General features: G+C 71.4%; 15 protein-coding genes and 3 pseudogenes. 13 read left to right on the top strand and 5 right to left on the bottom strand.

All coding sequences use genetic code 11. The annotated features are described in order from the left end of the window. Positions 1–9: 9 nt before the first annotated feature. From IG90_RS0111490 to IG90_RS0111480, 3 genes and pseudogenes are all read left to right on the top strand, one after another. Positions 10–378, top strand: a pseudogene (locus tag IG90_RS0111490) (HNH endonuclease); the annotation flags it as partial. An 82-nt stretch (positions 379–460) separates the two neighbouring features. Further along, positions 461–1,231 (top strand): HNH endonuclease family protein, encoded by a 771-nt coding sequence (locus tag IG90_RS0111485; protein WP_033894037.1) that lies wholly within the window; start codon positions 461–463, stop codon positions 1,229–1,231. A gap of 73 nt (positions 1,232–1,304) precedes the next feature. Continuing rightward, on the top strand, positions 1,305–2,660 hold the full coding sequence (locus IG90_RS0111480) for a tetratricopeptide repeat protein (protein ID WP_030581560.1): 1,356 nt from the start codon (positions 1,305–1,307) through the stop codon (positions 2,658–2,660). Positions 2,661–2,730: 70 nt separating this feature from the next. Here IG90_RS0111480 and IG90_RS0111475 read toward each other — a convergent pair whose 3' ends face one another. From IG90_RS0111475 to IG90_RS0111465, 3 genes are all read right to left on the bottom strand, one after another. Further along, on the bottom strand, positions 2,731–3,330 hold the full coding sequence (locus tag IG90_RS0111475; RefSeq protein WP_051860281.1) for a DUF6262 family protein: 600 nt from the start codon (positions 3,328–3,330) through the stop codon (positions 2,731–2,733). After that, complete coding sequence (locus tag IG90_RS0111470; protein ID WP_157846358.1) at positions 3,327–5,168, bottom strand: tyrosine-type recombinase/integrase; 1,842 nt, start codon at positions 5,166–5,168, stop codon at positions 3,327–3,329. Before IG90_RS0111470 ends, IG90_RS0111475 begins: the two co-directional genes overlap by 4 nt. 353 nt (positions 5,169–5,521) lie before the next feature. Further along, entirely contained in the window at positions 5,522–6,643 is a 1,122-nt protein-coding gene (locus IG90_RS0111465; RefSeq protein ID WP_030581552.1) for a tyrosine-type recombinase/integrase, read from the bottom strand. A 122-nt stretch (positions 6,644–6,765) separates the two neighbouring features. On the opposite strand from IG90_RS0111465, the pseudogene IG90_RS0111460 reads away from it, so the two are divergent. Further along, positions 6,766–7,188, top strand: a pseudogene (locus tag IG90_RS0111460) (HNH endonuclease family protein); the annotation flags it as partial. Positions 7,189–7,216: 28 nt separating this feature from the next. Here the strand turns inward: IG90_RS0111460 and IG90_RS0111455 are convergent. Continuing rightward, complete coding sequence (locus IG90_RS0111455; RefSeq protein WP_030581546.1) at positions 7,217–7,873, bottom strand: hypothetical protein; 657 nt, start codon at positions 7,871–7,873, stop codon at positions 7,217–7,219. A gap of 226 nt (positions 7,874–8,099) precedes the next feature. Here IG90_RS0111455 and IG90_RS0111450 point away from each other — a divergent pair, with 226 nt between their 5' ends. After that, a complete protein-coding gene (locus IG90_RS0111450; protein ID WP_030581543.1) occupies positions 8,100–8,846 on the top strand; it encodes a hypothetical protein in 747 nt (248 codons plus the stop codon). Positions 8,847–8,908: 62 nt separating this feature from the next. Further along, positions 8,909–9,440 (top strand): annotated as a pseudogene (locus IG90_RS39320) (isochorismatase family protein). Positions 9,441–9,471: 31 nt separating this feature from the next. Here the strand turns inward: IG90_RS39320 and IG90_RS0111440 are convergent. Then, entirely contained in the window at positions 9,472–10,200 is a 729-nt protein-coding gene (locus tag IG90_RS0111440) for a hypothetical protein (protein ID WP_030581540.1), read from the bottom strand. Positions 10,201–10,407: 207 nt separating this feature from the next. Between IG90_RS0111440 and IG90_RS0111435 the strand changes: the two genes are divergently transcribed. The 7 genes from IG90_RS0111435 to IG90_RS0111405 all read left to right on the top strand — a co-directional run bounded on the left by IG90_RS0111435 (position 10,408) and on the right by IG90_RS0111405 (position 20,207). Continuing rightward, a complete protein-coding gene (locus IG90_RS0111435; protein ID WP_030581537.1) occupies positions 10,408–12,774 on the top strand; it encodes an N-6 DNA methylase in 2,367 nt (788 codons plus the stop codon). Positions 12,775–12,873: 99 nt separating this feature from the next. Then, a complete protein-coding gene (locus IG90_RS0111430; protein WP_030581534.1) occupies positions 12,874–13,455 on the top strand; it encodes a hypothetical protein in 582 nt (193 codons plus the stop codon). Beyond that, a complete protein-coding gene (locus tag IG90_RS0111425; RefSeq protein ID WP_030581531.1) occupies positions 13,452–15,104 on the top strand; it encodes a serine/threonine-protein kinase in 1,653 nt (550 codons plus the stop codon). Before IG90_RS0111430 ends, IG90_RS0111425 begins: the two co-directional genes overlap by 4 nt. Before the next feature lie 140 nt (positions 15,105–15,244). Then, the gene (locus tag IG90_RS0111420; protein ID WP_030581528.1) at positions 15,245–15,889 is read left to right on the top strand and encodes a SurA N-terminal domain-containing protein; all 645 of its coding nucleotides are present in this window, start codon (positions 15,245–15,247) and stop codon (positions 15,887–15,889) included. Between the two features lie 209 nt (positions 15,890–16,098). Further along, positions 16,099–17,091, top strand: a complete 993-nt coding sequence (locus tag IG90_RS0111415; protein ID WP_030581524.1) for a nucleoside triphosphate pyrophosphohydrolase — start codon at positions 16,099–16,101, stop codon at positions 17,089–17,091. A gap of 534 nt (positions 17,092–17,625) precedes the next feature. After that, on the top strand, positions 17,626–18,963 hold the full coding sequence (locus tag IG90_RS0111410) for a cytochrome P450 family protein (RefSeq protein WP_030581520.1): 1,338 nt from the start codon (positions 17,626–17,628) through the stop codon (positions 18,961–18,963). A gap of 176 nt (positions 18,964–19,139) precedes the next feature. After that, positions 19,140–20,207: a LysM peptidoglycan-binding domain-containing protein gene (locus IG90_RS0111405; protein ID WP_030581517.1), complete on the top strand. Its 1,068-nt coding sequence runs from the start codon at positions 19,140–19,142 to the stop codon at positions 20,205–20,207. Positions 20,208–20,448 lie beyond the last annotated feature (241 nt).

Here is a 20,448-nt window from a genome sequence, read left to right as displayed (position 1 = left end):
CGGCTTCACGTGATAGCTCCCCGTACCTCCCGAGCGGCCCTGCCCGCCCTCGGCGCCCTCGTCGCGATCGCCCTGGCGGGCGGCTGCAACCCCGACGACCTCGCGGCCGACGGCGGCGGCACGAGCGGCGGGACCAACGGCGGCGCGCAGTCCGCCGAGGGCTTCGGCGTGAGCCCGCTGGACAACCCGGACGGTACGAAGCCGGGCCTGGCCCCCCTCACCACCGACGCGGACCGGGCCGCCGCCCGGAAGGTCATCGAGAAGGTCGCCACCAAGGGGCGCGGCCCGAAGACGGGTTACGAGCGGAAGAAGTTCGGCTACGCCTGGAAGGACGGCATCGACGGCATCCCGCTCGCCCGCAACGGCTGCGACACCCGCATTATCTCTATGCTTCGCGCCGTGATGGATCCGTTCTCGCAGCGTATGCAGGGTGTGGTCGGCTGTGCGTAGTGAGAGGCACATGAGTCACAGGCCGCTGTGTACGCGCGGGAAGAGGGTCGTCCTTACGGCCACCGTTGCCGTCACGCTCGTCGCAGGCTGTGATGGCCTGGAGCCGGGCGGAAGCTCCGCGGGATCCGGACCGGACGCCGCTGCCGGGCGGGCGGCGAGCCCGCTGACGAATCCGGACGGAACGAAGCCGGGGCTCGGCGCGCTCGCGTCGGAGGCGGACAAGGCGAACGCGCGCAAGCTCGTCGACAAGCTCACAGTCAAGGGGCGTGGGCCGAAGACGGGCTACGAACGCGACAAGTTCGGCTATGCGTGGATGGACACGGCGGATGGGGTGCCGCTGGCGAGGAACGGTTGTGACACCCGGAACGACTTGCTGGAACTTCATGGACAGGACATCGAGTTTCGTAGGGGTTCCGACTGCGTGGTCGTGTCGATGAACCTGTACGACCCGTACACCGGCAAGGCCATCGCCTGGAAGAAGGCCAAGGCCACCGAGGTACAGATAGACCACGTGGTGCCGTTGTCGTACGCCTGGCAGATGGGCGCCTCGCGTTGGAGCAAGGAGAAGCGGCAGCAACTGGCCAACGACGTGCTGAATCTTCTGCCGGTCTCGGGTCCCGCGAACTCCGCCAAGCGGGACTCGGGCCCGGCGTCCTGGCTGCCGCCGAACAAGTCGATCCGGTGCTCGTACGCAGTGCGGTTCGCACAGGTGGCCTTCAAGTACGACCTCGCGGTGACGGCGGCGGACAGGACGACGATGTTGAAGCAATGCCAGGGCTGACAGCATCCCCATGGCTATCCGGGCCTCGGCGTTGAGGGTTCTGTCTCGGACATGGTGGCTAAGGTGCGCTGTTATGGACGCTGCCGATCTCGACCGTCAGGCCCGGACCTTGTCCGGGTGCATTCCTCCACTCCTGGTCTCCCGGCTTCTTGAGATCGGCCACAGTGAAGAGGTGGAGGCCCAAGCCCGTCGCGGGGAGTGGTTCTGCGCGCGGGCCTGGGCGCAGCTGCTCAGTGACCGGGGTCGGCAAGCCGAGGCGCTGGAGGTGCTTTCTCCGTACGTTGCCACTGGCTGGTGGTCGGCAGCATGGACCCAGGCGGAGCTGCTGGAGAGCTGGGGGCGGTCAGAGGAAGCGATTGCGCTGGCCCTGCCGTACGCGAGCACGGGAGGGCCCCCGTTGGAGTATTTCGCGCGTCTGCTGGCGCGGCACGGTCGTACGGACGAGGCAGTTACTCGGCTGAGCGCAGGAATTGAGGACCGGCTTCTTGCCGCCGCTCTGGTCGACATCGCCGAGGGAGCAGGCTGGGACGAAGACGTCGCTGCGCTACTGGCTGCCCGTATCCCGGACCAGCACCGCTGTGACAACCCATGGTGCTGCCACGGTCTCGACCCCGACGACGCCATCGGGCTTCTTGCCACGATCCGTGAGCGCCAGGGCCGCGTCGACGAAGCGATCGCCCTGCTGCGCACCCGGTACATCACCTCGGTCAACAACCGGGATCAGCTGGCCGACCTGCTGGCGAGACACGGTCGGATCGAGGAACTGCGCGCGTACGCGGTGACCGATCGTCTCGGTCACGCCGCGCAGCGTCTGGCTGAGGCACTGGAGGAGCGCGGTGACTTGGAAGGCGCGATCGCCGTGTACAGGCAGTCGGGCGGCTCGCAGGACTTCCGGCGCCACGGCATGGTGCGACTGGCGGAGCTCCTGGCACGGCATGGCCGAGGGGGCGAAGCGGTCGATCTGATGCGAGTCCTGGCCGAGGCCCACAACGGGGACGACTGGATCCTGCATACGTGGTCCAACCTGTGCCTCGCACAGGGCCGCCCCGAGGACGGCCTGGCGCACCTTGACGCCCTCGCAGCCGCCCGCGGGGGCGAGGAGGACTGGGACCTGTACTGGATACGTTTGCCGCCACTCATCGCCGCTCGCGACGGCGTTGATGCAGCGGTCGCACAGGCCTGCTTCCACCCTGAGGGATCCACCTCGTACGCGGCGCCGCACATCGCCGAGCTGCTTGTCGGCGCCGGACGCCCCGAGGACGCTGTTGCCGTTCTCGAACGGCACGCCCCCAAGAACAGCAACGAACTTGCCGGCCACCTCATCGACCTGGGGCGCGTCAGCGATGCCGTCGCACTCCTTCAGCAGCGTGATTCCGAGCTGGTCTCCCCTGTCCGGACCGGCTCGTTCTTCAGTGATCCCCCATTCTGATTCCGCCTCTCACGGCTGCCCGGCAGACAACACCCAAGCCGGACAGCCGCAGGTGGTGGTGGAACGCGAGCTACGGGGACGGAACAGCCCGCATGGCACGGCGCAGACTGGCTCGCGCGGCGGTGAGGTCGTCCTCCGCCTCACGCAGTTGGCCCTCCAGGGTGGCGATCCGATCTCTGGCCTCTGACAGCGCTTGCTCCAGCGCGGTATTCCGCTGCTCGATCTGCTGTACCCGATCGATCAGCTCGTGCTGGTTCACGCCCTCCAACTCGGCGCCGAGAGAGAGCCTGACCCGGTTACGGAGCCGATCGCGCTCCTTCTTGAGGTCCTTGATCTCTTCGCGGGCCAGTGCAAGGTCCGTTCGCAACCCGGCCGGAGACACCTGGGACGTTTCTGGAGTGTGGGAGTTCTGGCGACCTCGCGTCCGCTGGGCGGAGATGCCGTCCTGAACGGCCTGGTGCACCTGAGGCTGGTTGTAGACGAACCACGTGGACACCGAGGCATCCCGTGCCACTTGGGCGACGGTGATCCGTCGCCCTGAGCGGAGAAGGGCATCCACGGCGTCGAGTGCACGCCTCGTCTTGTCTTCGCTGTCCTTGGCGCGGCTGACGCGCAGCCGCTCGACCCGGGCGCTCCGGTCGTTGCCGCCGGAAGCAGCAGGAATCTTCATTCCGAGCTCCGTGTCGTGAGCGCCTGCAGAGGGATGAAGGCTGCTGCCGAACGTGCCTTGCGCAGCTCGCGTGAGGCGGATTCGACGGCGGCCCGCTCCTCGGCGGGCAGGGCGTCGAGCTTCCGCCGCATCTCGTCGGCCGACTTCGAGTATGCGCGGATCTGGTCATCGAGATTGCGTACGACCCAGTCGGCGGCCTCCATCGCGAGGGCGGCTTCCTTGTCGGCTCGCAGGTCCGCGACCTGCTGTTCCAGGGCGGGGAGGTAGGAGGGATCGGGGCGGTAGAAGTCGCATCCGGCGCACTGGAACCGGATGCGGCAGTGCCCGCCGCCGGCCTTGACGTTGCTCGGCTCGGTGCAGCCGCCGTAGGGAACACCGACGCTTTCCACCTCGTAGGCGAGGGGATCGCCGAATCCGCAGGCTGCTCCGTGCCGGTCCACGGCGAGTGCCGCGACCGTGCGCACGGCCTCCTGCTTTCTGCTGAGGGAGACTTTGTAGTACCCCATGGTCACGTCCAGTGAACGGTGGTCCATGAGCTCCCGCAGGACGTCGGGGCGAGTGCCCGCGTCCGCATGGCGCTGGGCGTAAGCGTGGCGGAAGCCGTACGGGACGACCTGGGTCCGGTCGTAAGCGAGCGGGGCGCCGTCCTCGTCGAGCCGGTCGTCCACAAGGTCTGGGATAAGTTCGTCGATCCAGTTCCGGAAGATCCGGTTGCAGAAGTGCGAAGTGTTCAGATGCCCGCGGCGCGGACGGTTGCGCTGTCCGGGCGAGGGAAACAGCCACTGGGCGCAGGCCGGTACGGCCGGTAGCGCTTCGAGCTCCCTCTGCCAGGTTTCGATCAGCTGGGCGGCGCTCTCCGAGATCGGCAGCCGACGGCCGTGGCGTCGCCGTTTGTGGTTGTCGTAGATCAGCGTCGGTTTGCCGTCGACCCGCTCCAGGCAGTCGCGGCGCAGGCTGGTGACCTCGCCCGGACGCCGGCCGGTGTCCCGGAGGACCGCGTAGACCACCTGGTACATCCGCGCGAAGTCGGCAGCCGCCCAGCCGCCGCTCGCGTACCCCGTCGAGGTGCCCAGCAGATCGAGGTGCGCGTCGAGCTGGGCGATGACATGCTCGGGGATCGCACGGCCGAGATCGTCCTCGGTCACCTCCACGGCGGCGATGCTGTGGAAGCGGGGGTTGAGCGCGAACCCGCCGGGCACGTGATCCATCATCCCGGCCTGACGGGCGTAGTCCAGGAACGCGCGCCAGTGCCGGAGCAGGGCTCTACGGTGGCTGGTGGAGTAGTCGTGACCGTCCTCGGGACGCTTGGTGATGCGGAACATGTCCACCACGGCGTTCATGTCAGCCATGGCGAGGAGCCCGGGCTCATCCCCGTGGGGGCGGCCTGCCAGCGCGGAGGACGCGATGGTCGCCGCGTAGACGGTCTGCCTTAGGTCCATGACGTTGGGGCGTGCCGTGCGGCCGTACTCCTTGACCAGCTCCCGCAGCCAACGCTGCCGTACCGGACGGAAGTCGATGTCGCCGTGGACAGCGGTGTACTTGCGACCGCGCCCTGCCGTCAGCCCGATGAGAGCGCACTCCCATACGTCGCCCGAGGTCGGATCGGTGCCCTCGAACTCGATGCGTGCGCGTCGGACGTGCTGGAGAACACCGTTCAGGACGCCGGAGGCCGCAGCCGGAAGCCCGGAGGAGAAGGAGCCGTCCAGGTCGAGGAGCGAGCCGAGTCCGGCGGGGAGGCCGGCCACGATGCGGCGTACCCGCTGGGGGACCAGGCTGATTCCGGCGTCGTCGCGCTGCTGTAGTCCATACAAGAGCTCCTGGCGGACCGCGGGGCTCATACCCGCGAGCGAGAACTGGGAGACGCCGGGCATCGCCCCGTTCGCGGAGGCGTTGGGCCTGCGGCGAGACGGATCTGGGGTGTGCGTGGTGTCGAAGTCCGCAGGGTTCCCCAGGAGGTATCGGGCTTTCCGGCAGGCGTCGCAGCGGGAGCCATGGCTCGCCACATGGGTGGTGCAGGAGGCCACGGAGCAGACGAACACGCTGGTCGTCGGATTACCAGGATCGGCAGTGAACAGTGCCTGCACGGGGTCCCACTCATCTGTCCGCCAGGCCGACGGGAGGCGCGCCGCGAGCCATGACGGCCATTCGACGGAGCCGGAGGCAACGACAGCTGAGCGGAGAGGTGCGATGGTCATCGCAGCAGCTCCGAAGCGAGGCTGTCGACGGCCGCGCGGAGATCCTCGTCCTGGGCGTGCACGTACACGGCTGTGCTCGCCGACGAGGCATGGCCCAGGAGTGTCTGCACGACGTCCGGAGCGACCCCGTTGCGAATCCAGCGGGTGGCGGCCGTATGCCGCATCATGTGCGGCCGGGCGGTCAGACCGCAGCGTCTCCCGATCCGTTCGACCACTTGCTTGGCGTTGGAGTACGACAGGGGCCGTCCCGCGTGCACGCCGACGAGATTGACGAAGACGTAGTCACAGGCGGCGGAGCCGGCCACCTGTTCACGCTCGGCGAGGTGATCGCGATAGCGATGCACCACCTCTGGCGTCAGCGGAACCATGCGAGGGCGCCCGGCCTTGGCCCGTGCCCCGTTGACGTTGTCCTGCCGAGGCCTGACGTGCAGGTGCGCGCCACCAGTCCGGCAGCCGAGATGGCTGGAATCGGGGAGTAGATGCATGTCCTCTCGCCGCAGTCCGAGGGCTTCGCCGATGCGGAGGCCGGCTTCCAGGAGGACGGTCAGCAGTAGCCGGTCACGCGCGGTGCGAGCGGCCCTGAGGATCTGATCCGTCTGGGCTCGGGTGAGCGTCTGCGGTGCCCGCTCGATCTCCGGCGCCTTCAGGACGCGGGCTTTGATCATCAGGTGTTGGCCGCCCTCGCCGGGATCGAAGCCGGCGGGGGCGTGGGCGAGGAAGCGCGGCTCGCTGAGACGCGCGGCGACTTCGTGGGCCACGTGTCCCTGGACTGCACAGAAGCGGAGGAACTCACACACCGCGGTGAGCGTGGCGTTGACCGTCCTGCCGGACGGAGGCCGCCCGTACTGGGTCGGCGTTCGCTCGACGTGGAACTTGAACAGACTCATGTCCCCGAGCCGGACGGTCCTCCAGTCGGTACCCCGCTCTGCGCACCAGTTGAGGAAGCGGCCGATTCTGGGGATGTACGCGCGCTGTGTCTGCGGTGACCGCCCGGCTCCGCGCAGGTACAGGGAGAACCCACGGACTTCGGGGTGGGGCGCGTACGTCTCCTCGTCGACCAGGAGCCAGGTGGTCTCGCCGTTGCTGGGCGAGACGGCCTTCTCCGTGCGTAACGTCATGGATCTGCTTCCTGTCTCCGTCGTCTCTCATGTGCCTCATGGCATGACTGATAACGGTGAGGGACAGGAGTGGGTTACGGCTGTGCCTCATGTGCATCGCGATCGGGAGAGAGATGGAGATAACCCGCAACGACCTGCTCGCCCGGGACGGCAAGGACATCGAGCGCAAGGCGGGATCCGACTGCGTGGTCATGTCGATGACCCTCCAGGACCCCTACACCGGCGAGAGCATCGACTGGCGCAAGCAGCAGGCCACCGAGGTGCAGATCGACCATGTGATGCCGCTGTCCTACAACTGGCAGATGGGCGCGGCCCGCTGGAACGAGTCCAAGCGCGAACAGATCGCCAACGACCCGCTCAACCTCATCCCGGTGGACGGCCCCGCGAACAACGCCAAGAGGGACTCGGGCCCCGCCTCCTGGCTGCCGCCGTACAAGCCGGTCCGCTGCTCCTACGCGGTGCGGTTCGCCCAGGTCTCGTTGAAGTACGAACTCCCGGTCACGGAGGCCGACAAGAAGGCCATGCTCACCCAGTGCGGCGGCTGAGCGGCGCCGCCGCACCGGGGAGCGGACCTCAGACCTTGCCGCCGCAGATGACGTCGTACGGGCGGCCTATCGCCATCATCAGCTGCATGGGCTCGGTGGTCGCCGCCGGGCACTCCTTCTTGTCCTTGACGAGTCCGAGGACCTTGAAGTCCTCAGCCCCGGCCGAGGCGCAGGTGATCTCCTTGGCGGTCGCCGAGATGCAGTCGCCCTCGACGAGCTGGCCGCCGCCGGCGCCCGCGTCGCCCGGGTGGTCGTCGGACAGGTTGCGGCCGCAGACCGTGTGGGTGGGGATGCCGCCGCCCTTCTTGCCGTCGCCGGAGCCGAAGACCCGGGAGACCTGGATGATCAGGTCCGTGCCGGCCGGGCACTGGATCGAGTCGGGCATGAAGCTCGCGGGCTTGAGCTCCAGCGCCTTGAACGTCGCTCCCGACTCGTCGCAGTCGTAGGCCCGGTAGCCGTCCGGCTTGTTCTCCGGGTCCGGACCGCCGCAGTCGCCGATCTCCCACGACCCGCCCTTGCCGTCCGAGGCGGACGAGGAGGAGGACGAGGACGACTTCGACGACTCGTCACCGAAGATCTTGGACGCTCCGTAGCCCAGGCCGAGGATCACAGCGAGCACCAACAGGCTCTGCAGGCACCCGGCGGCTCTGCGGGGGCGGGTCGGTGCTGTGCCTGGCTGGGTCATGGTTCTGCTCCTCGACGGGTGGTGCACGGGGACGAAGTCACGGGTGGGGACGCGGCATGCGCACCTCATGGTTCCGGCCGGATCGCGTCGGTCTGGCGGCCGTATCGTGAGCCCGCTCAGCTCGGGGAAGCGGGCCTGGGCCTTTGGGGCGGCGGGCGCTCCAGTGGTTCGGGGCCGAGCCGATATCCGCTGGTCGGGAGGGCGTCGGCTGCTTAGGGTCGCGCGTATGGAGCTGAACATCACCACCCTCGCCGAGCGCCCGGAGCTGGCCGACGCCCTGGACCGGATGCCGGACACCTGGCCGGAGTTCGTGCTGGAGGACATCGTCGGCTGGGCGAACTTCGCCCGGATCGCCGTCGAGTTCCCCCAGTACGTGCTGGTCGCCACCGATCCCGAGGGAGTCGTGGTCGCCCGCGCCTACAGCGTGCCCTTCGTGCTGGACGCCCCCGGGCGCGGTGAACTGCCCGTCGGAGGCTGGGACCGGATGCTGCTGTGGGCGTTCGCGGACCTGCGGCGCGGGCGGACGCCCGACACGGTCGGCGCGATCGAGATCACGGTGGCCACCGGCCACCAGGGCAGGGGGATATCGGGCCGGATGCTCGCCGCGATGCGCGACAACGCGGAACTGCTCGGCTTCCGGGAGCTCGTCGCCCCGGTGCGGCCGAGCGGCAAGCACCTGCGGTCCGGCCTGCCGATGGAGGAGTACGCCCGGCTGACCCGTCCCGAGGACGGGCTGCCCGAGGACCCCTGGCTGCGGGTCCACGCCCGGGCGGGCGGAGTGGTGGACTCGGTCGCCACCGTGTCGATGACCGTGAGCGGTTCGCTCGCGCAGTGGCGGGAGTGGACCGGGCTGCCGTTCGACACGGACGGTCCGGTGGAGGTTCCGGGGGCGCTCGTCCCGGTGCACTGCGCGCTTGCGCACGGTTACGCGGTCTACGTCGAGCCCAACGTCTGGGTACGGCACCGACTGTGACGGCGCCCGGCGTGACCGCGACCCCCGCGCTGCCGCCCACCCCCGCGCTCCTCGTCGTCGACATGCAGAACACTCTGGCGGCGATGGCGTACCGGGCATCAGGCACGGTCGCGGCCATCGCCCGTCTCCAGTAGCGGGCCAGGGCGGCCGGCGTGCCGGTGGTGCTGGTGCGGCAGCGGGACGAGGAGCTGAAGCCCGGGGCCGAGGGCTGGCGGATCGTGCCCGAGCCGGCCCCCGCCCCCGGTGGGACGGTCATGCCCAAGGCCGCCCCGGACAGCTTCCTGGACACCGAACTGGACGCGGTACCGCGCGCCCGGGGGGTCACCGAGGTCGTCGTCGCCGGGTTCGCCACCGAGATCTGCGTCGAGTCCACGGCCCGGCAGGCGCTGAGCCGGGGATACGACGTGGTGCTCGTCGCGGACGGGCACACCACGTCCGTCCGCCCCGGCCCCGGCCCGTACGCCGCACCGGAGGCGTCCGTCGCGCACCCCAACGAGATCTACCGCAACCTCCGCTACCCGGGCCGCCGGGTACGGCGTACTGCCGGCGGCCGAGGTGGACTTCGGAGGCGGAGCCCCGGCAGCGGCCGGGTGACCGGGGGCGGCAGGCCCGCGCGGGCTGGGTCCTACTGCTCCAGGTCGACGATGTCCTTCGCGGCGGGCTTCTCCGCCACGACGGGCACGTCGAACTCGGACAGGTTCATCGTCATCGGCTCCTCGCCGCCTCGGGACGCGACGCGCAGGATGTACGGGTCGCCCTCGGCGGAGACGTCGATGGTGAACGTCTCCTCGCCCTCCTTCTCCGTGAGGCGCAGGGCGGGCTTGCCGGCGACCGTCGTGGGGCCCTTCTTGCGGGCGGCGTTGTCGCCCGCCTCGAACTCCTTCAGCAGTCCCTGCAGGTCGCAGAACTCGATGCTGTCCTTGGTGTCCGGGTCGGAGGCCTTCGACTCCATCCAGCGGCCCGCGATCAGCTTGACCGCCGCGTCCACGTCCGCCTTCGGCTCGCCCTTCGACTGCTCGCGCAACAGGGTCTCGTCGAGCTTGGTGTAGACCGTGTCGCCGGTCTTGCGGACCTCCATCGTGCCCGTGCCGCCCATGGTCATCGTTCCGGCGCAGTCACCTCCCAGGCTCGTCGCGAAGTCGGCCTCGACCCGGCCGTCGGAGGTGGTCATGTCGAGCCCGATCCGCAGGGACTTGACCCCGGTCGTCTTCGTGAGGGCCTTGTTCACGACCTCCGGACCGGACACACCGGCGAACGGCCCGGTCTCCTTCGGGGAGTCCGTGCCGCAGGCGGCGAGACCGAGCAGGGTCATCGCGCAGACGGTGTTGACGGATATACGGGTGATGAGACGCATGGGTCAGGCTCCGGAAGGAGAGGCGCGCGGCGCCGGTCAGTAGAGAGAGGAAAGCGGCCCTGGCGGGGCGGACCAATAACAACAGAGCTTGTGAACTGAGTCAACACAAAAGGTTCGTGACGGGTCGGGCAACGAGACTTTCCGGTGTGGTGCGGGTGATTCGCTATGCTCGCGGGCAGGCAGCGCGGACGGACCGAGGGAGAGCCAGTGCCGGAGAACGCGACGGAGGTCACCGCGGCCGGGATCGCGCGGCTGGCAGGAGTGGGCCGTGCCGCCGTCAGCAACTGGCGCCGCCGTCACGCCGACTTCCCTCAGCCCGTCGGCGGCACCGCGGCCAGCCCTTCCTTCGCGCTGTCCGATGTGGAGCAGTGGCTGCGCGACCAGGGGAAACTCGCCGAGGTGCCGCTTCGCGAGCGGGTCTGGCAGGAGGTAGCCGGCCACCCCGCAGGGGCCGCGCAGGCCCTGGTCCACACCGGCTGCGCTCTGCTGCTCATCCGTGACCGGCCCACCGCCTGGCTGGAGTTGACCGCCGCGTCCGACGAACGGATGGCCGACGCGCTGCCGCCCGCCGTGGACCCCGTCCTCACCGCCCGGCTCGGCCCCGACGCCCCCTCAGGCGTCCCGGGCCCCGGCCGGGCCACACCCCCAGGAACCGTCGGCACACCGCGAACCGTCGGCTCGACCGCGTCCGGCTCGACCGCGTCCGGCTCGACCACGTTCGCCTCGACCACGCCGGGATCGACGGCGCCCGGCCCGACCACGCCGGGATCGACCGCGTCCGGGCCCGCGGTGGTTCACCCGGCGAACACGCCCGAGGCTCCGGGAGTTCACAGGACGCGAGCCGTTCGCACCCCCACCGCGCAGGCCCTGCTGCCCTCCGTGCCGCTCCTGCGCGCCGCCGCGCAACTCGCCGCCGGGATCGGTGCCGGTCAGACCTTCGAGTTCCTGCTCGGTCGGTACCTGGATGCCAACCCGCGCCAGTACACCCTGACCCCGCCGCACCTCGCCGAGCTGATGGCGGACCTCGCCGAACCCTCGAAGGACGCCGGTCGCCCGGCCCCCGACCGGCCGCTCCGCAGCGTCCTCGATCCGGCGGCCGGGACCGGCGCCCTGCTCCGCGCCGTCGCAGGACCAGCGGCGCTGTACGCCCAGGAGGCCGACGCCGGGCTCGCCGCCCTCACCGCACTGCGCCTCGCCCTGGGCCCCGGCGGAACGCACAGCTCCCCTCCCTCCCTGGCCGTGCGGACCGGGGACACCCTGCGGGCCGACGCGTTCCCCCGGCTCGCGACCGACACCGTGCTCTGCCACCCGCCCTTCAACGACCGCAACTGGGGCCACGACGAACTGGCTTACGACCCGCGCTGGGAGTACGGCTTCCCCGCCCGCGTCGAGTCCGAACTGGCCTGGGTCCAGCACGCCCTGGCCCGGCTGCGCGACGGCGGCACCGCCGTCCTGCTGATGCCTCCGGCCGCCGCCTCCCGGCGCTCCGGCCGCCGCATCCGCGCCGACCTCCTGCGCAGGGGAGCCCTCCGCGCCGTCATCGCCCTCCCGGCCGGCACCGCACCCCCGTACGGCATTCCGCTCCACCTCTGGGTCCTGCGCAGGCCGACGCCCGGAGTCCGCCCCGGGCCGGACCTCCTCCTGGCCGACACCGCCAGGCTCGCGGCGTCCGCCGGGGAGACGGGCGGCAAGGCGGCGGGCGGCGGACGCGACCGGCTCGACTGGCCCGTCGTGCGCGCCGCCGTGCTCGACGCCTGGCGCGACCGCGCCGACCTCCCCGGCGTCAGCCGCGTCGTGCCCGTGGTCGAACTCCTCGACGACGACGTGGACCTGGCCCCGGCCCGGTATCTGCCGCGCCCCGCGCCCGGGGGAGACGCCTCCGGACTCGGCGAGGTGCGGGAGCGGCTTGCCGAGACCCTCCGGCTGACCGCCCGCCTCACCCCGCCCCCCGCCGCCCCCGCCGTCCCCGCGCACCGCCCCCGGGTCACCGTCGGCGAACTCGCCCGCGGCGGGGCGCTCTCGCTGCACACCGGCAACGCGGCCCCGGGCGGCCCCGGGCCCGTGCTCACCGAGCACGATGTCCTCACCGGCGCGGGCCCGGCCGGAACCCCGCTCACGGGCCCGGCCGGAACCCCGCTCACCGGTCCGGAGGCCCCGGGCGCGGCCCCCGACGAGCCGGTCGTGCTCGAACCCGGCGACGTCGTGGTGCCCGTGCTCGGCGGCGGGACCGTCGTCCGGGTCGTCGGCGAGAGGGACGCGGGTGCCGCGCTCGGCCGCAACCTCCAACTGCTGCGCCCCGATCCGGCCGCCCTCGATCCGTGGTTCCTCGCCGGGTTCCTGCGCGGCACCGCCAACAACCGGCAGGCCAGCAGCTACGCCTCCACGGCGGCCCGGCTGGACGCCCGGCGCCTCCACCTGCCCCGGATGCCGCTCGCCGAACAGCGGAGGTACGGGGAGCGGTTCCGTGAACTGGCCGCGTTCGAGGAAGCGCTGCGGACGGCGGGACGGCTCGGCGGGCTACTGGTCCAGGGGATGTACGACGGCCTGACGGACGGCACGGTCACACCCGCGTGAGGTGAACCACAACGGTTGGGTACAACCCGGGGTCGGCCGGTCGGTGGAGGTGTATACGCTCACCCCACACGTCCGCCATACGCGTCCCAGGAGCAGCACATGCACGGCTACGGCCCTACGCCGCAGCAGCCGACGACCCCCCGGCCGTCCTCGGCGACGCTCACCGCGGTGCGCGTGATCCTCGTGGCGGTGACCGTTCTGAGCTGCGGCCTGCTGGGCTGGGCGGCGATGCTGCGGCTCGCGATCGTCACCCGCAGGCCGCGCGACTGGGTCCTGCTGGCGGTCGTGATCGTCCTCAACGCCGGGCTGTTCGCCTTCATCGTGAACACCCCGGACGACCCCGACGACATGTCGGACGCGTCGGCGCTGATCCTTTTCCTCTGGCTCGTCGGCGTGCTGGCCGGGGTGATCACCTATTACCTGTACGCGGAGATACGCCACTACGGCTCCCTCGGCTCCCCGCCCCCGTACGCCACCCCCATCCCCGTGCACCCCGCGCCGCTCCCGTACCAGCAGCACCCCGCCCAGCGCCCCGTCCAGCAGCAGCACCAGCAGCCCAACCCGTACACCCAGCAGGCCCCGCCGCCCACGCCCACCCCCGCGCCCCAGCGCCTCGACCAGGTCCGTGCCGAGCTGGACGAGCTGAGCGACTACCTCCGCAAGGAGGGCGAGGGCCGGTGAGCGGGCGGATCATCGCCGACCGGTACGAGCTGGCGTCGATCCTCGGCCAGGGCGGCATGGGCCAGGTGTGGACGGCGTACGACCGGCGCCTGGACCGCCGCGTCGCCGTGAAGCTGCTGCGCCCCGACCGGGTCGCCGGGCCCACCGGCAGCGACGCGGCCGACGAACTGCGCCGCCGGTTCGTCCGCGAGTGCCGGGTCACCGCGCAGGTCGACCACCCCGGCCTGGTCACCGTGCACGACGCGGGCAGCGACGACGACGACCTCTACCTCGTCATGCAGTACGTCGAAGGCGCCGACCTCGCCGACCATCTGGCCGAGCGGGCCCCGTACCCCTGGCCGTGGGCCGTCGCGGTCGCCGCCCAGCTCTGCGCGGTCCTCAGCGCGGTGCACGCGGTGCCGATCGTCCACCGCGACCTCAAGCCCCGTAACGTCATGGTCCGTCCCAACGGCACCGTCAGCGTCCTCGACCTCGGGGTCGCCTCCGTCCTCGACACGGACACCACCCGCCTCACGCACACCGGGTCTCCCATCGGCTCCCCGGCCTACATGGCCCCCGAGCAGGCGATGGGCGGCGCGGTCGGCCCGTACACCGACCTGTACGCCCTCGGGGTCGTCCTGCACGAACTCCTCAGCGGCGACGTGCCGTTCGCCGGGTCCACCGCGCTCGGCGTCCTGCACCGCCACCTCTACGAGCCCCCGGTCCCGGTCCGGCAGCTACGCCACGAGGCCCCCGTCGCACTGGAGGCCCTCGTGCTGCGGCTGCTCGCCAAGGACCCGGGGGACCGGCCCGCCTCCGCGCAGGAGGTGTACGAGGACCTGGCCCCGCTGCTGCCCAAGCACGGGACGCCCGCCGAGCCGCTCGACCCGACCCGGCCGTTCCTGCGCCCGCACGCCCCCTGGCCGGACCGGGTCGCGACCCCCGCCTCCGTGCCCGCGCCCGCCACCTTCGCCGCGCCGACGCCCACCCTCGCGGCCCCGCCGTCCTTCACCCCCACCCCGGCCGTCTTCGCGTCCCCCGCACGGGCCACCCCCGTACCCCCGAGCACCCCGCCCCACGCCACCCCGCCGCCCGCCCGGCCGGATGTCGCGCGGGCCGTGGACGAGGTGAAGAAGCTGCTCGGCGAGGGCCGGATCACCCAGGCCGTGGACGTCCTCGGCGCCACCCTGCCGGCCGCCGCCGCCGAGCACGGCGAGCACTCACCGGTCGTCCGCATCCTGCGCAAGCAGTACGCCGCGACGCTGATGGACGACGGGCAGTACCGCCGCGCCCTGCCCGAACTGCGCCGCCTCGCCGGGGACCGGGCCGCCGAGGCGGGTCCGGCCGACGCCCAGGCCCTCCAGTTCCGCTACGACGCCGCCCAGTGCCTCGAACAGCTCGGCGAGGCCGGGGCCGCGCTGGGCGAGTACCGCGCGGTCCTCCCGTACTACGAGAACGCCTACGGGGCGGTCACCTCCGACCCCGGCCGCGCCCTCGACATCCGGCACCGCATCGGACAGCTGCTCCTGGCGGTCGGCGACCACACCGCGGGCCGGGCCCAGCTCCAGGCCCTGCTGTACGACGCCGAGCGCACCTACGGGCCGCACCACCCGCTGCCGATGGACCTGCGGCGCCTGCTCAGCCACCAGCGGGACGTCCGCGGGGGCTGACAGCGACCCCATACCGGGCCACATCCCCAACTCCTTCCGAATCGTTGGCCGAATCAGTGGCACCCGCCACATCCACTGCCTAACATCGATCACCGCAAGGCTTTGTGCACCGATGCACAAACTCTCCCCGGGAGGCTCCTTTGCACCGCCGTCGTCGCACCGCGCTCGCCGTCCTCGCCGCAACGCTCGTCGCCACGCCGCTCCTGTCGGCCTGCGGCAACCAGGCCCACCCCGGCGCCGCGGCCGTCGTGGGCGGCGAACGGATCGAGGTGTCGGCGGTCCAGGCCCGCGCCGCGGATGTCCGCAGCGCCCAGGAGAGCTCCCCGCAGGCAGCCCAGCTGGTGAACAAGTCGGGCCAGCTCAACCGCGCCAAGCTGCACGGGCTGATCTTCGGCCGGATCCTCGACCGCGCCGCCGAGGACGCGGGGGTCACGGTCAGCCGCAAGGAGATCCAGGAGATGCGGCAGGCCAGCCGCGCCCAGCAGGGCGGCGAGGAGCAGTTCGAGGCGATGATGCTCCAGCAGCGCTGGGTCGCCCCGGACCAGATCGACGCCGACATGCGCCAGGAGGTCCAGCTCCCGAAGCTCGCACGGGCGCTCGGCGCGGACCTCGGCACCCCCGCCGGTCAGCAGGCCGTCGGCGAGGCCCTCACCAAGGCGTCGAAGGCCCTCGACATCGACGTCAACCCGCGCTTCGGCACCTGGGACGACCAGAAGATGCAGCTCGGCGACTACAGCGCGCCCTGGATCACCCAGCGCACCGAGTTCCCGCCGAAGGACGCCTGAGAGCCTGTAGGGTGACCTCTGACCGGGCGGCCACGCCCTGGCACGCACGCTTCCGGCGTTGCCGAGATGCCCTGGTAGCTCCGCTACGAGGACATCTCGGCGCCTTGGAACCGCACGCACCGGGCGGCGTCCCCTTTCCGATCGAAGGCCACCCGACGGGCTCTGAACCGGCGGGCCGGAGACGCCGGGGCCGGAGGTAGGTTCGCGGGGTGAACGCTGAAGCTCCCGACGCCTCCTACGCCCCCGAGAACCCCGGCCGCATCGTCCTGCTCACCGCCAGCCACCGGGTCGCGCCCGGCCTGCTGTCCTGGCCGGCCTGGCAGACGCTGCACACCGCCGACCGCGTCCTGTGCGCGGACCCGGACCAGCCGCAACTGCCCTACCTCCGCGAGGCGGGCGTACGCGTCGAGCACGCCACGCCCTCCGCGGACGAACTGGTCGCCGACTGCGCGGGCGGCCGGACCGTCGTCGTCCTGGTCGGCGGCGAGGGCGACAGCCGGCTGACCGACGGCCTGGCCCGCCTCGGCGGCTCGGGCCGGGTTGCCATGCCGGACCTGGAACTGCTCCCCGGCTCGTACGACCTGCCCGGCGCGCGCCTGCTGGACCTGGTCCAGGTCATGGACCGGATCCGCCGCGAGTGCCCCTGGACCTCGCGGAAGACGCACCGGGGCCTGGCGAAGTACGCCATCGAGGAGGCGTACGAACTGGTCGAGGCGATCGAGGACGGCGACCGGGACGAACTGCGCGAGGAGCTCGGCGACGTCCTGCTCCAGGTGGTCTTCCACGCGCGCATCGCCGAGGAGGATCCCGAGGAGCCCTTCGCCATCGACGACGTCGCGGGCGGCCTCGTCGAGAAGCTGATCCACCGCCACCCGCACGTCTTCGGCGACGAGAGCGCCGAGACCCCGGAGGACGTCCGCGCCCACTGGCTGCGCACCAAGGCGATCGAGAAGCAGCGCACCTCGGTCACCGAGGGCGTCCCCCTCGGCCAGCCCGGCCTGGCCCTCGCCGCGAAGCTCGGCAGCCGGGTCCGTACGGCCGGCCTCACCGTCCCTCTGCCCACCGGTGACACCATCGGCTACGACCTCCTCGCCCTCGCCGTACGCGCCGAGGCGAACGGCACCGACCCGGAGGCCGCCCTGCGCGCGGCGGCCCGCGCCTACCGCGACGCGATCCTGGCGGCGGAGGGCGGCGCGGGATAGTACGGCGACACCAGGGGCCGTACGAGGGGCGGGGCAGGCGTGGATGCCGAACTGGAGGCGCCTGCGGACGCGTTGGGCCGGGGTGAGCCCGACACCTGGAGGGCCTCACCGTTCCTGTACCGGGACGCCCTGCCCGGACGCCCTGCCCGGACGCCCCGTGCGGGCCGCTCCGCCTGTGGCTGCACGCCCTGGAGGCTGTGAGCGGGCAGCCCGACCTCCGGAAACCGGTGTCGAACTGGGCCGACGACGGCCGGGCTCTCGTGGCCCGGGGAGACGTGGTCGGCCGTTCCGTATTTGGAGCGGGAGGCGGCGGAGGCCGGGAACGCCGACGCACCGGACCACCTCGTGACCGTGCTCGTCGACCGGGCGGTGTTTCTGGCTGGACCGCAGCGTCGAGGACGGGAGCCCGACGGCGGCAGAGTGCGCGAGAAGGCTGCGGGAGGCCGTCAGCCTGCCGCTCGATGCCGTCATCGTGGAGCATTTCGCCGGACGGCCGCAGGAGGCCCGCGACCCGCCGCCCGATAACGTCGAGGCGTGAACGACAGCCCCGCCCCACGCACCCCCGAGCCCTCCTCCTGCCCGCACAGCGCCGCCACCCCCGAGAGGGCCGCACCCGCACCCGAACTCTTCACCTGGGAGTTCGCCACCGACCCCTACCCCGTCTACGCCTGGCTCCGCGAGCACCGCCCCGTGCACCGCACCGCACTGCCCAGCGGGGTCGAGGCCTGGCTCGTGACCCGGTACGGGGATGCCAAGCAGGCGCTCGCCGACGCACGGCTCTCCAAGAACCCGGCCAACCACGCCGGGTCGCCGCACGTCAAGGGGAAGACGGGGATCCCGGGGGAGCGCAAGGCGGAGCTGATGACGCATCTGCTCAACATCGACCCGCCGGACCACACCCGGCTGCGCCGGCTCGTGTCCAAGGCGTTCACCCCGCGCCGGGTCGCGGAGTTCGCGCCCCGCGTGCAGGAGCTGACGGACCGGCTCATCGACGACTTCGTGGAGAAGGGCAACGCCGACCTCATCCATGACCTCGCCTTCCCGCTCCCCATCTACGCCATCTGCGACCTGCTCGGCGTCCCCGAGGAGGACCAGGGCGACTTCCGGGACTGGGCGGGCATGATGATCCGGCACGGCGGCGGGCCGCGCGGCGGGGTCGCCCGGTCGGTGAAGAAGATGCGCGGCTACCTCGCCGAACTCATCCACCGCAAAAGGGAGAACCCGGGCGACGACCTGATCTCCGGGCTGATCCGGGCCAGCGACCACGGCGAGCACCTCACGGAGAACGAGGCGGCCGCGATGGCGTTCATCCTGTTGTTCGCCGGGTTCGAGACGACGGTCAACCTGATCGGGAACGGGACCTACGCGCTGCTGCGCCACCCCGAGCAGCGCGCCCGGCTGGAGGCCTCGCTGGCGGCGGGGGAGAGCGCGCTGCTGGCCACCGGGCTCGAGGAACTGCTCCGGTTCGACGGGCCGGTCGAGATGGCGACCTGGCGGTACGCCACCGAGGCGCTGACCCTGGGCGGAGAGGAGATCGCCGCCGGGGACCCCGTACTGGTGGTGCTGGCGGCGGCCGACCGGGACCCGGACCGGTTCGCGGAACCGGACACTCTGGACCTTGCACGGCGTGACAATCAGCACCTCGGATACGGGCACGGCATCCACTACTGCCTGGGGGCGCCGCTGGCCAGGCTGGAGGGTCAGACCGCGCTGGCCACCCTGTTGAGACGCCTTCCCGACCTGCGACTTGCGGGAGAACCTGCCGATTTGCGCTGGCGCGGCGGGCTCATCATGCGTGGACTGCGCACCCTTCCGGTCGAGTTCGAGCCGGGCAGCCGTTCCGAAAATGGTGACACGCTGTCAACTCTGTGACTTTCACGTGATCTGCGCTGCATCGACTTGTGACACACGTTCGAGTCCCGCTAGGTTCACGGTTCGACGCGTCGGCCGCACGTTGCTCACGCGTCACCTGTGCGCCGGTGCAGGCACCGATTCCTGCTGCGCGGCGTTCAGGTCACTCGCTCGTCAGTCGCACGGAAGGCATACCCATGGGCTCCGCGAACGGCAGACACCGCCGCCCTCGCCAGGCACCCGCCATCGTCGTCGCCGCAGGTGTGACGGGATCGGCCATCGCCATCCCGCTGCTCGGTGCGAGCGGCGTGCACGCGGCCGAGGCCACCACCTGGGACCGGGTCGCGGAGTGTGAGAGCGGCGGCATGTGGAGCGCCGATCTCGGCAACGGCTACTACGGCGGGCTCCAGTTCTCGCAGGAGACCTGGTCGGCGTACGGCGGCACGGCGTTCGCGCCCCGCGCCGACCTCGCCAGCCGGTCGCAGCAGATCTCCGTCGCCGAGAAGGTCCTGGGCGACCAGGGGCCGAAGGCGTGGCCCAGCTGTGCGGTCATCTCCGGCCTCGCGGTGGACGGCAGCCTGCCCGGCGTCGACCCGGGCACCTCACCGTCTCCCGGCCCGTCCGCCGATCCTTCGGCCGACCCGACGACGACCCCGACCGGCGAAGAGGGCTCGGGCTCGACCGACAAGGCGGATGAATCCGGCAACAGCGACAACAGCGACAAGGTCGACAAGGGTGACAAGGATGACAACGAGGGCAGTGGCGGTACGGAGAAGGGGAGCGGGACTCCCGACTCCTCGGTGACGCCCTCCGCTCCGCCTGCCTCCGGCACCCCCGACGCTCCCGGCGCCACGGATCCCTCCGGCGCCCCCGACGCCTCGACGGGCGAGGACGGCAAGGGGGGCAAGCACCGGGGCGCCCCCGCACCCGAGGAGGCCGACGCCGGCCAGAAGGGCGGCCCCCGTGAGTCCGGCCGGCACGCCTCGCGCGGTGAGGGCGATGCGCGCAACGGTGGCGCGGCGACCGCCGGCGCGTACACGGTGCGGCCCGGGGACAGCCTCTGGGCGATCGCTGACGCACAGGAACTTCCCGGCGGCTGGACCGGCCTGTACGAGACGAACAAGGGCCTCCTGGGCTCCGACCCGGACCTGATCCTGCCCGGCCAGAGCCTGGATCTGGGACTGGGTCAGGGGGCGGACCAGGGCGCGGGCAAGGGTGCGGATCGGATCGCACCGGAGGGTGCCGAGGAGCCGGCCGCCAACTGATCGCATACGGGAGAAAACGCCTCGGAAATCCGGGTAGTTCAGAGACCTATGTCCACTTTTGTGTAAGTGAGACATGGGTCTCTTTGCTTCAACTGGCGCGTTTTGCCCGGCCGGTCCGCGCGCATCGCTCCCGACCTGCGGAAACGCCCCATCGGTCGCGGCGAGTTCGGGGTGATTGCCCCCTATGTCCATCTTTGAATGTCGGGGTTGCCTGTGTTTACGGTCGTAGCCGCTCGCACCG

This window comes from Streptomyces anulatus (assembly GCF_000721175.1).
Taxonomy (GTDB): Bacteria; Actinomycetota; Actinomycetes; order Streptomycetales; family Streptomycetaceae; genus Streptomyces; species Streptomyces anulatus_C.
Note: the sequence above shows the minus strand (reverse complement) of the source record. Positions and strands in the feature narration are given on the sequence as shown.

Coding starts and splice junctions, on each gene's coding strand:
- IG90_RS0111485 (WP_033894037.1), top strand. CDS start 461: ATGAGTCACAGGCCGCTGTGTACGCGCGGGAAGAGGGTCGTCCTTACG.
- IG90_RS0111480 (WP_030581560.1), top strand. CDS start 1,305: ATGGACGCTGCCGATCTCGACCGTCAGGCCCGGACCTTGTCCGGGTGC.
- IG90_RS0111475 (WP_051860281.1), bottom strand. CDS start 3,330: ATGAAGATTCCTGCTGCTTCCGGCGGCAACGACCGGAGCGCCCGGGTC.
- IG90_RS0111470 (WP_157846358.1), bottom strand. CDS start 5,168: ATGAGCCCCGCGGTCCGCCAGGAGCTCTTGTATGGACTACAGCAGCGC.
- IG90_RS0111465 (WP_030581552.1), bottom strand. CDS start 6,643: ATGACGTTACGCACGGAGAAGGCCGTCTCGCCCAGCAACGGCGAGACC.
- IG90_RS0111455 (WP_030581546.1), bottom strand. CDS start 7,873: ATGACCCAGCCAGGCACAGCACCGACCCGCCCCCGCAGAGCCGCCGGG.
- IG90_RS0111450 (WP_030581543.1), top strand. CDS start 8,100: ATGGAGCTGAACATCACCACCCTCGCCGAGCGCCCGGAGCTGGCCGAC.
- IG90_RS0111440 (WP_030581540.1), bottom strand. CDS start 10,200: ATGCGTCTCATCACCCGTATATCCGTCAACACCGTCTGCGCGATGACC.
- IG90_RS0111430 (WP_030581534.1), top strand. CDS start 12,874: ATGCACGGCTACGGCCCTACGCCGCAGCAGCCGACGACCCCCCGGCCG.
- IG90_RS0111405 (WP_030581517.1), top strand. CDS start 19,140: ATGGGCTCCGCGAACGGCAGACACCGCCGCCCTCGCCAGGCACCCGCC.